General features: G+C 50.2%; 8 protein-coding genes. 4 read left to right on the top strand and 4 right to left on the bottom strand.

Annotated features, from left to right (window positions below; translation table 11 throughout):
- Positions 1-67: 67 nt before the first annotated feature.
- Positions 68-481 (bottom strand): hypothetical protein, encoded by a 414-nt coding sequence (locus ACN0YN_RS08745; protein ID WP_417384620.1) that lies wholly within the window; start codon positions 479-481, stop codon positions 68-70.
- A gap of 41 nt (positions 482-522) precedes the next feature.
- Positions 523-1,461 carry a DUF1559 domain-containing protein gene (locus ACN0YN_RS08740; RefSeq protein ID WP_417384619.1) on the bottom strand — a complete coding sequence of 313 codons (939 nt, stop codon included), beginning with the start codon at positions 1,459-1,461 and terminating at the stop codon, positions 523-525.
- A gap of 367 nt (positions 1,462-1,828) precedes the next feature.
- On the opposite strand from ACN0YN_RS08740, the gene ACN0YN_RS08735 reads away from it, so the two are divergent.
- Together ACN0YN_RS08735 and ACN0YN_RS08730 are read left to right on the top strand one after the other, a co-directional pair.
- Positions 1,829-3,268, top strand: a complete 1,440-nt coding sequence (locus ACN0YN_RS08735; protein ID WP_417384618.1) for a hypothetical protein — start codon at positions 1,829-1,831, stop codon at positions 3,266-3,268.
- A 147-nt stretch (positions 3,269-3,415) separates the two neighbouring features.
- Positions 3,416-3,919 carry a hypothetical protein gene (locus ACN0YN_RS08730; RefSeq protein WP_417384617.1) on the top strand — a complete coding sequence of 168 codons (504 nt, stop codon included), beginning with the start codon at positions 3,416-3,418 and terminating at the stop codon, positions 3,917-3,919.
- Here the strand turns inward: ACN0YN_RS08730 and ACN0YN_RS08725 are convergent.
- A complete protein-coding gene (locus tag ACN0YN_RS08725; RefSeq protein ID WP_417384616.1) occupies positions 3,904-5,502 on the bottom strand; it encodes a M20/M25/M40 family metallo-hydrolase in 1,599 nt (532 codons plus the stop codon). The two genes, ACN0YN_RS08730 and ACN0YN_RS08725, sit on opposite strands and share 16 nt — an antisense overlap.
- A gap of 298 nt (positions 5,503-5,800) precedes the next feature.
- Between ACN0YN_RS08725 and ACN0YN_RS08720 the strand changes: the two genes are divergently transcribed.
- Both ACN0YN_RS08720 and ACN0YN_RS08715 read left to right on the top strand, forming a co-directional pair.
- A complete protein-coding gene (locus tag ACN0YN_RS08720; RefSeq protein ID WP_417384615.1) occupies positions 5,801-9,172 on the top strand; it encodes a hypothetical protein in 3,372 nt (1,123 codons plus the stop codon).
- A gap of 274 nt (positions 9,173-9,446) precedes the next feature.
- Entirely contained in the window at positions 9,447-11,348 is a 1,902-nt protein-coding gene (locus ACN0YN_RS08715) for a hypothetical protein (protein WP_417384614.1), read from the top strand.
- 33 nt (positions 11,349-11,381) lie between these two features.
- Here the strand turns inward: ACN0YN_RS08715 and ACN0YN_RS08710 are convergent, their stop codons facing one another.
- Complete coding sequence (locus tag ACN0YN_RS08710) at positions 11,382-12,341, bottom strand: hypothetical protein (protein ID WP_417384613.1); 960 nt, start codon at positions 12,339-12,341, stop codon at positions 11,382-11,384.
- Positions 12,342-12,812 lie beyond the last annotated feature (471 nt).

Here is a 12,812-nt window from a genome sequence, read left to right as displayed (position 1 = left end):
GCGAAGTATGCGGGCTTTGGAAATCTGCTGCAAGACTGATTTGGCCTGACGTGAATCAACAGGAATATCAGGGCATTATATTCAGATTTACATTGTTCTCTCCCTCTGCTTTCACCTCTGCAGTCAAAGTCGTCGTTCCACGCTGAGTAAATTTGACCGGTATCTGGGGTGTCTTCTGGGGAACCGCGGTGCCATCGGGACTGCCATGCGAAACCTGGATAACCACTTTATGCTTCCCCACAACGGCACCATCCCCTGATTCATAGGTGGAAAGATGAAATGCGCCGTCAGTTCCAATCATGCCCACAGCATGTTTGCCTCCTGAATCAGGGAAAAACATAATGTTTCCCGCAGTGAGAGGCTGTCCGTCTAAGGCAATGGTTCCCGAGACCCTGGCAGTGGGTTGTCGGTCATCGGGTTGACCACAGCCTGAACAGAGAAATAGAACCAGCAACAGCAACAGTCCAGACCGAATATTCATGTCGTATTCTTTCTCAAAGTAAAATGAAATACGCGCTTCTGTTACTTGTTGAATCCGCCCGTGGGTAATCCATCGCTGGCATGCCCCAGTTGCTGATAAAGAGTAAGGTCCATGTTTTCACTCAGAAAATGAACACTGCCATCCGCCAGCAGGAAATGGGCACCGCCTGTATGAAAGCTTTGCGATGCGGTCGTCTGCGGCCAGCCGATCGTCGGGTACTGACAGGGGCTGGGCCCGCATAACAACGACGAACTGTTGATTGCCGCTGAAGTATGTACGGGACTGTCACTGGGAACCCAGGCACTGAAGGGATTATAGCTGGGTGACATTTCACCAATGGCTAATACATTTGAAGCGCCATCTGTCAGATCGCGAAATCGCATCACAAATGTCTGACGACGACGGAACATCCCCCCGGGACCACTGTCCGGATGCAGTCCACAGACTTCTCCATATGTCGTGACAGCAGCCGTCGTATCGTAGGTACTCCCGGAAATGTCACACACATTCGTAGAAGTCAACGCACCACTGGCTCCCGTCGCGTTGCCCGGAAAACACCAGTTAACGTGCAAGTCTCTTTTCACCGCGGGAGTCGGATCACTGGGACACAGAAAAACAGGAATGATATTTTGACACAGTTTCAGATGTGCCGGATCGGTAATCCGTAAACTGGAATTGAACTGATTGAATAAAGGCCCCTGATCGATATAAGGCAGCACTTTCATCCGCCAGCTGAAGCCGTTCGGCAGGTTGGGATCAGCGCCATTGGAATTCGGCGGGAACACATTGAATGCATCATGATAATTATGCAATGCCAGTCCGATCTGCTTCAGATTATTCTTACAGGTAGAACGACGGGCCGCTTCCCGTGCCTGTTGAACCGCTGGTAAGAGCAGCGCGATCAGAATCGCGATGATGGCGATGACCACCAGCAATTCTATGAGAGTAAACGCACGACGTAGTCTTTTCGAATTCAGCATGATGGACCTCAATATGATTCTGGAATTGATAAAGCGGAGCCTGATCGAATGATTCGGCTGAGAACGCTGCTTAGAAAGCCTATGTCACATTGCCACCAAAATATATTATATTGCCGGCAATGGCAAATATAATTTACATTGGTGACAATATATTTTGACAGTTTTTTACCGATTCCCGATGCGGCAGCGGCTGAGTAATCCCTGCACCGTAGACTTTGCGTGTGCGTAATCGCATACTTATTAAAGAGTTATGCGATCTCCACGACGCGACACATCAACAGACATTGTTGTATTTCAAACTCTACAGTTTTATAATCGCAGACCTTATGAATTGACTTTCCGGATGAACCAGACGAGGAGTACACCGATGACAGGATCAATCACTCGAAGACAGGCACTGATGGCGGCAGGGAGTCTGTGCTGTACTCTGCTGCTGCTGGGGCATTCGCAGGCTGCCGAAACTCCACATAAAAAGGTGCTCAAAGCAGGTGCCGCCACCAGCAATATCACGCCGCCTCTGGGCGAAGCAATTGTGGGTGGCTTCGCTCCCTTCCCCGCGGAAAATGTGCACGATGAACTGCACGCCCGCTGCCTGGTCCTCGATAATGGCGAAACAAAAATCGCATTTGTGATTTGTGACAACCTGGGAATCACCGAAGACGTTTACGACGCAGCCCGAGCGTTTATCAAAGCGGAAACGGATCTGCCTCCCGAAAACGTTCTGATGGCGGCAACGCACACTCATTCGGCAACACGCGCCAGTAGCCCCAAATACCGCGACTTCCTTTCCCGCCGTATCGCGGATTGTGTCCGACGCGCGCTGGAAAAAGTGGAACCGGCCCAGATTGGCTGGGGAGGCGTTGATGAACCCTCCGAAGTCTTCAACCGCCGCTGGTACACCACCAATCCGGACTTCTGCAAGAACCCGTTTGGTGGCGTCGATCAGGTTCGTATGAATCCACCCCGTGGCAATGCAGCCCTGGTCAAACCGGCTGGTCCCATCGATCCCGAAATTTCATTCATCAGCGTACAGTCGCTTGATGGCCGACCGCTGGCACTGCTGGCTAACTACTCGCTGCATTATGTCGGCGGTGTGAAGAAGGGAGAGATCTCGGCAGACTACTTCGGCATCTTTTCAGAAAAAATTGGCACGCTCATCGGTGCCAGCCCGGAAGAAGGTTCTTTTGTAGGTATGCTCTCGAATGGGACCAGCGGCGACATCAATAATATCAATTTCAGTCAACCTGGAAAACGATCGGCGGCTTATGAGAAAATGACACAAGTCGCAGACCTCGTCGCAAAGCGCGTTGCGGAAGCATATAAAAATATCAAATATCAGACCTGGGTTCCCCTGGGCTCTGCCAATGCAGAACTGACGTTGCAGGTTCGCAAACCAGATGCCGCCATGCAGGCGTACTTCAAAAAAGTTCTGGCACAACCGGAAGACGCACCACAACACCATCGCTATGAACGAAACTATGCAGCACGCGTGCAAAGCCTGCTCGAAGGTCCGGATGAAGTGACAGTGAAATTACAGGCTCTCAAAATCGGTGATTTGACTGTCGCTGCCATTCCCTTTGAAACCTTCTGTGAAATCGGCCTGGAAATCAAGGACAAATCCCCCTTTAAAGATGCCTTCACAATTGAGCTTGCAAACGGCTATTACGGATATCTGCCCACACCGGCCCAGCATAAACTGGGGGGATACGAAACCTGGATGGGAACCAATCGCGTTCAACTGGATGCTTCAGACAAAATCCTGGCTGTACTCTTTGAGCTCATGGGAGAGCTGAATTCAGGGAAGTAGTGGAACCTGTTATATCCCTGTTTGACTGAGCAGTTCCGTAATCATTCCGGTTCCCTGGAAATGATTGCGAAATTGGCCTGTTCCATCTCAAAACGAATCCACTACAATGCAGAGACAGTCGGGCACATTTTGTAACGGGAATCAGTTATGGGTAAACGACCCAAAAAAATGATGTATGCGGGAGGAGGAATTCTGGCTCTGGGTATCATCCTGGGACAGTATTTTGGTCTGACTCCCGGTATTAACTCCGGCCCGGGAGAGGCTGAGAAGTCAGCAGCCCCGGCGGAGGATGACTCAAGGGCGATTATGGCTTCCAGCGAGTCCGAAGTCATCCCGGTACTGATCCAGCCCGAACCGAAACAGGAAAAATCGCTCGCCGAACTGCCTCTGAAAGTCCTGGACATCCTGATTGTCGATCGCAGTTACCTGGTCAAAGCCGCCTCACAGCCCAAAGACAAATATCGTCCGGCAGAACTGGAGGAAATTCTCACCCTCGCGAAACAGGCATCAGGCGATGAAGACGGGATTCATGTGCGCGTTTACCGAAAGCGTTCTGCGCGGGTTGTCCCTGAAGACAAATTGAAAGAGGAACTCGGCAAATCCGGTCTGCAGCCGCAAATGATCGACTGGAAAGTTCATCTGATCGATTGAACGTCAATTTTCTTCAATCGACCTTCCCGCTCCACCAGCAGGCTGAAGGGAAGTTTCTGAGCACTGACCAGTTTGCGGAACTCATCACTGCTCTCGAAGGATTTGCCGGAAACCTCATATATCCGGTCATTGATTTTGAGATCTGCGAGATCAGCGGGCGATGACTCGACGATATCGGAAACGACAATGACCTTCGGATCGGCTTCGTCGGTCTCCCACTGGATCCCCAGTTTCACCGGTTTTCCGGAAAGTGTTACCGGTAACTCCAGCAGTTCGTCCTCCCCCTTGCGACGGACCTGCAGAACAATCTGATTGGACGAATTCTGTATCAAGGCTCCAAAACCCTGGTCTGAAATGGGAGACTTACCATCAATTTTTACAATCTCATCGCCGATTTCCAAACCGGCTTTTTTCGCCGGGGTATTGGCCATCACCTGCGTCAGGATCAGTTTTCCCTGTGAATAAATATCGGCATTCCAGGCCACTCCCAGCCGCGGAGGATCGCTGTTATCAATGCGAGCCTGCTGATCGACACCAGCCAGAATATCCTGATTGGCATTTCGGAATTCGGGCTTTTCCGACTGTAATGCGAAGTCGAGTGCCAGTTGTGTTAACAACTGGGCACTTTTACGCGCTCCCTGATAATCAATTTTATAAGCGTCGTCTTCCGGACGATGATAGTCTGCATGCTTGCCTGTGTGAAACATCAGGAAGGGAATCCCTTTCTGATAGAAGGGCCAGTGGTCACTGTCAGGGCGGATGGCAGAATCAAAATCAATTTTGAGATCCGTTTCGCGCTCATTGGATCGTACGGTACTGGACCTCAGACCATAAGCAGAACGGGAGCCAAACAGAGTGAGAGGCTTGTCTTTTAATCGCCCCACCATATCGAGATTCAGATAAAGAGCGACCTTATCCAGAGGAACGGTGGGATAATTCATCCAGTGTCGTGATCCCAGCAGCCCCATTTCTTCTGCATCCCAGAATACAAACAGTATCGAACGACGGGGAAGTTCTTTGTGCAGAGACAGCGCTTCAATTACTTCCAGTAATGCTGCAGTTCCACTCGCATTATCATCGGCACCATTATGGATCTGTCCTACGCCCCCCCGGCTGTTGGAGGGTTTACCGTATCCCACATGATCGTAGTGCGCACCGATGACGATATATTCTTTTTTCAACTCGGGATCATTTCCGGGAATCACTGCGATGATATTCCGGAAGCCGCCATCAAATTCCTGGAAGTAGCCTTCGTCAGCCATTCCCGGTTGAATCCCATGTTTCTGGAGAAAGGCCCGGATATAGGTTCCCGCTGCCTGACCTCCCTGTGAACCTGCTTCGCGACCTTCCAGTGAATCGCTGGCCAGAAATTCAATATGCGATTTCAGCTCATCAACAGTAATCGAATTCGCTGCCGCTTTATAAACCGCTGTCGAATTTGTCTCAGCCTGCAGCCTTGCACCGGAACCGGCTATGAATACTACCAGACTTGCCAGCATGATCCGAAGTGAAAGTGGCGCAATCTGACACCCTCGACTGGTGATCGGATTCTCAATGGAATGGAAATTCGAAGCAGTTTTCACTCTGAGATATTTCTATGGCAAAGGGCTGAAGCAGATCAGGAGAACAACCTATTTTTACTCCACTACGCATTTTTGTCTAGTGAAGTGTACATTAGCTATCGAACAAATACGATCTCAACGGTGATACAACGACTGGTATTGCATATATTTACGTATTTTCGATAAAACACGGACTAACCCGCCCTGCGCATCAACCGGCATTTTTTGCTGCTAAGGGACGTTTGGGAAATGACTTAGAGTAAGCTACTTTAAGTCGAGATGCAATTCTGATTTCTTAATAACGACAGGCAAGGAAGCCATGATACGTTCGTTCGCCCAAAATCTACTCCATTTTTCCCACTTTTTTGTACAACAGAGATTGGGAATCACATTTCTGCTGGGATCGATTAGCGGCCTGTATGTTCTTTCCTGTGTCCAGCGTTTTCAAAATCTGGTCAGCGACAGCCCCGATGTCATGACGGGAATCGGACTGTCCACTGTGATGGGCATCTGGCTCGGCTTACCAAAGCAGGCCACCTTCTACCGTGAAGACACTACGAGCAACACAACATCTGAAGCGAAACGCATCCGCATTACGCTCATCATATTTTCATTCTGGTCGATCTGCTATCCATTTTTACTGTCTCAGCTCAATCAGGTTCTGCACTGGATTACACTCTCACAGCTGACGAACGCCATCTTTCTGACCGGTCTGATGACGCTCTCCGCGATGGCACTGATTCTGCCGACCGTGTTCTGGTCAACCCGTCTGTTCTGGTTTACAACATTGCCAGCCAGTGATGCAAACAATTCGCATTCGACACTCCATTCAAATCTGGCCCGATTCCTGACTGGTGCCAGTATTTCATTGTTACTGTCAGCTTACTGGCTCGTTCCCGCATTCGGCTGGAATGCTGCTTTACTGATCCCGCTCAGCGCAACTCTGATTTTCTGCAGCATTCCCTGGATTGCTTCACTCTGCAGGAGCTATCTTCCTGAATATGCGCACTGGTTCAAACCTGTTTCATTTCAGACCGATCAACCATCCCTTACCGGTCTCAACACTGTAAAGCAAGCCGGCCTCCCTGCCCGCATTCCAGTTGCAATCCAGGTCGGCTCGTATCTGATGAGTCTGGCAACCGGCATCCTGCTGGTCGCCGTCAGTCGGATTCTGTTTCAGCTTTACCCGGATTCAGTCTATCTGAAAGTCACCATCTGGGCCGGTTTTCTAATGGGAACTTCAGTAGCTTTTGCATTCATTCAGGCGCGAAAACCAGGCAAACTCGTACAGAAGACTTCCAGCCTGTCCCTGTTCATGGCGCTGACAGGCGTCGGCTGCCTGGCACTCTTCCCGCTACTGGTTTCCTGGATGCTGTATGCCAATGCCTATATCGAATACGCACTGCTGCTGTCAGTCATCCGTGGTGGTTTAACGGCAACGGTCTTTGGCCTGTTGGGAATCTGCTGGGGTGGGTGGCTCAAACTCTCCAGTAGAGTACGTTACTCCGCAGCAGAAAAAATGACCTCCATCACTCTGCCTGTCTGGCAGCCATCCTGTCTGCTGGCTGGTATGCTTGGCTGTGTCTGGCTCATCGGTTCGGCAGGGATTGAACTCAAAACAATCATCGTGCTCACCAGCCTGACCCTGCTTTGCCTGGCGGCTCTGGTTCGACTGATACACTACCGTATGCCGATGACACGCTGGCGGGCCGCTGGAACGGTCTGCAACCTGGCTCTGCTTGTGGCCGGTCTGTTTTATCAAAATAACTATGATGTTCGTCATTCTGCCAAACTGTTGTTCTCGACGAATACCTTTACCGGATTGCGTTATGGTTTGAAACCAGAACTGCTGCCTCACCTGGATGAAGGGCGCTGCCTGTCACAGGTGGAAGGTCAGTATGGTACATTTACCATCTGGTCTTATCGGGAAAACCAGCTCCAGATTCGTAGAAGCGGTCTCCCGTTCGCTGTCACCAGTGTCGATGCCGGCTTATGCCCGCATACCACCGGCGAACTGATGCCCTTTGTGATTCCCGTAGTATTGCATGAACGTCCTGCAGATGTCCTGTTTCTCGGACTGGGTGCCGGCGTAGGCGTGAATTCCAGTCTCGATTTTCCGGTACAGCATGTAACCTGCCTGGAACCGGATCGCAGCCTCGTCAAATTATATCATGAAGAAATTGTACCACGGAATGCGATCTCCGCCTTCGAATCAGATCGCGTCGAACTGATTCAGACCCCCATCGCTCTGGCAATGGCAGCCAGTGCGGATGCAGAGAACCGCTACGACCTGATTATCAGCAATCCGACCCAGTCGGTGGTCACACAATCCCAGGCAGAATTCACTACGGAATTTTATCGCAACGTTTCGCGACATCTGAATGAGGATGGTATTTTCTGCCAGCGATTTCAGCATATCGATTTTGGTGCACAGCCACTGCGTGTGATGGCACAGACTTTTCGAACGGCATTCCAGCAGGTTCTGGCGATTGAAATTGCCAACGGCGAAACACTGTTTATGGGCACCAATTCTGAAAAAGGTTTTGTCAGAGGTCACCTCATCGAGCGCGTCCAGGCGCCTCAGGTCAGACGCACGCTGGCACAGGTCGGCTGGGACTGGTCGGTGCTGTTGAACCTGGCTGCTTACTCAGATGAAGCGCTGGCAGATATGGCCGCCGATGTCAAAACCAGTGTGAACAACACATCATCCGGAAACTTCGCTTTCACTCTCCCTTACGAAATGATGCGCTGGGGAATGAAACAGGAAGAAATCCGGAAAATGGTTGCTACGGAAATCCACAGCGATCACCCCGTTAAAGAGTACCGTAGCAGCCGTCTGTTAAACTGGATGGATGGTGAGAAAAACGATCCCATCGTGCTCAGACGACTTTCAGAAGTGACGGCTCAAAACAAACTGATGGCCCGCTATCCCGATCAATACTGGAAGTACCGTAAACCGGCCAAAGATCAGATAACGGAAAATCCCCGTTCCCTCATCAGGCAGGTTGCTGCAGAAAATCTGCACAAAGAAGATTACATCCACGACGAAGACAAACGCCGCATGTATTATTTCAAAGCACTATCGGACGCGATGGAGAAAGCCAATCCCTCCGTCGACCAGATTGGTCGCGTCACGACGTTCACTTCCACATACGATCCGATGATCAGCTACTTCATGCATGACGAAGTCGCGGAACTCTACAAGAAATCAGAAGAGGCGCCGGACATCCTCGAATTTTCACATCGTCTGCATGCCATCAATTATGGCGCTTCCAACGATCGTTCGATTGTCTCAGTCGTACGGGCACTGGAAATGGCTGCTTCCGATGCCAGTCTGTTTCAGGAACCGGGGCAGCAATGGGATCACCTGAATGGCTTACTGCAGGCTTTGAAATATCGCTGGGACAACCGCTCTCAAGCACGACCTGTGACATCCAAGCAGGCTTTACATGACATCGAACTCAGTATTTCCGGAATCGAAGTCGCATTCGAAACCATGGACAAGCTTCAGGCACAAACGAATGTCAGCGAAGATGACTGGCGGCTTCGAAAACGGGTCCTGGAACGTACCCTGGTTCGACCATTGGAAACCTATCACGAACGGGTCCTGCCTCATCACTACAAGAAGTCCCGTGAAGAACGAAAAAAGCTGCTGGACGGTCTTAACCTGCCCGCAATTCCATCGCTGTAAATGATTCAATCGCTTGAGGTTGTCGCTTACATGCTTGCCCGTCTGACCAAAAACCGGAAACACTGAATCTTTTTGTTTTCGAATTGGGTATACTGAGTGGCTGGTAATCGTTTGTATTTCATTCGAAATGATTCCCAGCCACCCTGATCGGGAAATAAGTACACAAAATCACAGGCTGATGATGTCTATTTTCCGGTCGGGTCCTGCGTTTTCAACAGCGTGAGAAAACGCCTCCGTTTCAATACGAATCTCAACTCTACGGAAAAGGCATCGTATGCGATCCTCCTGCACTTCGGACTCACAGGGCATGTTCACAAAAACTCTGTTCCTTTTCGGACGTCATTTGACTTTTCTCGTCCTGATCTGTATCTGCAGCAGCACGCTTTATGCACAGGAGCCTGAGACTGAAAAACCCGAGGCGGAAAAGAAAGAGGAACAGCGGGAGAAGAAGGCTGCCGGGGTGGAATCCATCCTCCCCAAACCACTGATCGTGATTAACTTCGCCAGCGTGGAACGGATCCTCTCGGATATCGATTTTATTTTCGAACTGGCGGGACGTCCGGAAATTGCTGAGATCGCGTCAGCATCCCTGTCAAACGTCAACGATCTGGAAGGCATCGATCGCAATAAAAATCTGGGTGTGGAGTTGTATCTGAAAACCGGGTTACTGCCTCAGCCAGTTCCTACCTTATATCTGCCGATCAAAAAAGTTCGTACATTTCTTGATACGCTGGAAATCCTGATTCCAGGCGATGAAGAGACCATTAAAAAGTCACAGGACCGGGATGACCTGTATATTCTCGACGGTCGACGAGGGACATCGGTCATCCGCTTCCAGGAAGATTATGTGCACATGCTCTTTCAGGGTGTTGAGAATGAAACCAGCCTGGACATGATTGCCTCTCGCGACTTTGGAGATCCGTCTCAAAAACTGCAGGATCTGACTTCTGCCTACGATCTCGCTTTCAAAATCGATCTGAATGCGATCCCCGAACTGATGCGCACGACTTTCCTGGGATTCTTCCGGACTGCCATTGAAACACAACTGCAGCAGCGGGATGGCGAATCCAAAGCCGCCTACGAACTCCGGCGCATGTCCGGAAAACAGAATCTGGAAAACATCGAATACTTTTTGACAGAAGGCCAGGAGATGGTGTTTGGTGGCCGCCTCGAAAAGGAAGAAAAACGGGGAATCGTGGACATGCTGATCAAAGCCAGACCCAACAGCGATCTGGCGCGTGCCGTTAAAAATATTCCCGGCAAAGCGAGTTACTTCAGTGTGATCACCTCCCGCGAAAACCTGCCCCTTGCTGTGTCGGCATCCATGAACATCGCCCGCCGGGATCGTCTTATCTATCAGAAATATTTAAACTACTTCGAAAAACAACTGAGTGGTAAACTCCTGACCGAAGAGGAACGCCTGCAGAATACCAGTTCGATTCAACAGTTCTTCAGCCCGGTAAAAACCATGGTTGATAAAGGGCACATCGATGTGTTTACCCAGCTGGTCTCAACACCAACGAAAAAATTTGCCTTGATCGGGGGGATTAAACTCGCCCCTTCCTCGAATCTGCCTGCCTCCCTGCTGGATATCATCAATCGCGTTGATCAACTGCCTGACAACAAATTAAACATCTACACGAATGCTGAAACGGTTCAGGGCATCGCATTACATCAGTTACAGCCCGAATCGAAATCTGCCGATGATAAACAGCAGCGTTTTCTGGGAGGTGTCCCTTCTCTGTATATTGGAGCCGACAACGAAGTCATCTGGTTTGCCATGGGAACTGAAATTGCCGTCGCCGCTTTAAATGAAGCCATCGAGACAATCAACACCGCAACCCCTGAAGCCAGAAAAGAACAACGGACCGCTCCCGTACAAATGGAATTTCATATCCGTCCGTGGCTCAACCTGTTCTCGGAAGCGGAGATCCAGGAAAGCGGGATCATGGCAATTCTTGATACCACCTTCCAGCCAGGAAATGATCTGATTCTGGTGACCACACAACCTACGGAAACGGGAGTCCGTACCCGAATTCGATTTGACGAAGGTTACCTGAAACTGCTCGGAATTTCGATCGCGAAACGCTTCGATAGAAATCAGGAACGGAAACTGGATCAGCAGCATAAGAGGGCAAGAGAGATCGAAAAGAACCTGGGAATCGATGATAAATAACTCTGGTCCATCCAATCGATCGTGTTCTGCCTCTTACTTCTTCTTCAGTTCCACGTAATGCTTTACAAACTGTTCCTGAGACATGGTCACGGTCAGGTCGATGTTTGCCTGTTCAAACATCCGCCGCATGGAACGGCTCTTTTTCCATTCTTCGGGTGATACGGAACCATCTTTATCCCGGTCGACCAGTTTAAAGAAATAACCTGCCTGAGCAACCAGTGGATCGGTACTGGGTGCAGAGACTTGAACCGACTCCGGCTGGGATGGCTTCTCAGGTGTGGACTGCTTCGGTGCCTCAGTTGATCCGGGAGCAGATGGATTGCCGCTCGCAGCCAGGGGGTTTGTAGCAGGCTGTCCCGTATTCAAAGCAAACATGAATGAGGCTGCACTCCGTTGTGTTTTCCCCTCTTTAGCGAGCTTGATTTCTTTTGGCGTCAGAAAACCATCTCCATTCAGATCCATTGCAAAAAAATCACCGAGTTTGGTCGGATTATTTTTGCGCCATTCGTAGAGACCAATCTGACCATCCTGATCCATATCGTGCTGCACGAATTCCTGATTCAGATCCACTGTTGTCCGCTGAGGTTTGGTCGGTTCATTCTTTGAGGAACTGCTACTGGAACGATCACTTGAAGAACTACCTGGAGCGCCCCGGTCCGACTCAAACGAACCATAGCGGCTGCGCATGGCATCACGATCAAAACCTCCCCTGTCAAATCCACCACTTCGGTCGTCATCGTCGTCACGATCACCGCCTGGCCGGGAAAAGCCGCCTGGAGGACCACCAAATCCCCCCGGTGGACCACCGAAACCTCGTGAAGAACCGAAGCGACTGCGATCATCCCCTCCACGACTGCCGCGATCCCCTCGACTAAACGAGCTGCGCATCCGCTCCATCACCTGAGGCATGATTCGTTCAAATTCCTGCTGGCTCATGTCGCGTGAGGTATTCACGCCGGCTGCTTCCAGGGATTCCCTGAAACGGTCAGGCATTTGAGCAAATTCTGAGGCCTCAATCACCCCGTTTCGGTTGCGATCCAGAAACGAGATAAAGCCGCGTGATCGACTATCACCACCTGGCTGTGCATATGCCAGATCAGCGCAAAACCCTACTAACAGTACAGAAGGAATCAGGAGAGTGGTAAAACGGAACATTTTCTTACTCCGCAACATTTAGAGCGGTCTTCGACGGGTATTACCGTGTTTAATAAACAGATACCGTGATTTTGCGCATCTGTCTCCCAGTCTTGCAAGCAGAATTTCGGCACCTGACATTAGAAACACCGGTCGAAAGGGAACCGATCGATGAATTCTCAAAGAAACCCAAGATCTTTGAAACGAGCCGTAAACTGTTGAAGTATAACATGATAGTACACCATTCGCAGAATGTTTTTGTCTTTGTTTTTGAGGTAACTCAGGCCGTAATCAGTAGATTCAGCGAATCCATAACCACGTTCAAAATAA

This window comes from Gimesia sp. (assembly GCF_048260065.1).
In the GTDB taxonomy this organism is placed as follows: Bacteria; Planctomycetota; Planctomycetia; order Planctomycetales; family Planctomycetaceae; genus Gimesia.
The sequence above is the reverse complement of the archived record's forward strand: the minus strand, read 5'-3'. Positions and strand labels throughout refer to the sequence as shown.

What these genes read in the sequence shown, in the direction of transcription:
- ACN0YN_RS08715 (WP_417384614.1), top strand. Translation starts at nt 9,447, where the DNA reads ATGCGATCCTCCTGCACTTCGGACTCACAGGGCATGTTCACAAAAACT.
- ACN0YN_RS08710 (WP_417384613.1), bottom strand. Translation starts at nt 12,341, where the DNA reads ATGCCTGACCGTTTCAGGGAATCCCTGGAAGCAGCCGGCGTGAATACC.
- ACN0YN_RS08730 (WP_417384617.1), top strand. Translation starts at nt 3,416, where the DNA reads ATGGGTAAACGACCCAAAAAAATGATGTATGCGGGAGGAGGAATTCTG.
- ACN0YN_RS08720 (WP_417384615.1), top strand. Translation starts at nt 5,801, where the DNA reads ATGATACGTTCGTTCGCCCAAAATCTACTCCATTTTTCCCACTTTTTT.
- ACN0YN_RS08745 (WP_417384620.1), bottom strand. Translation starts at nt 481, where the DNA reads ATGAATATTCGGTCTGGACTGTTGCTGTTGCTGGTTCTATTTCTCTGT.
- ACN0YN_RS08740 (WP_417384619.1), bottom strand. Translation starts at nt 1,461, where the DNA reads ATGCTGAATTCGAAAAGACTACGTCGTGCGTTTACTCTCATAGAATTG.
- ACN0YN_RS08735 (WP_417384618.1), top strand. Translation starts at nt 1,829, where the DNA reads ATGACAGGATCAATCACTCGAAGACAGGCACTGATGGCGGCAGGGAGT.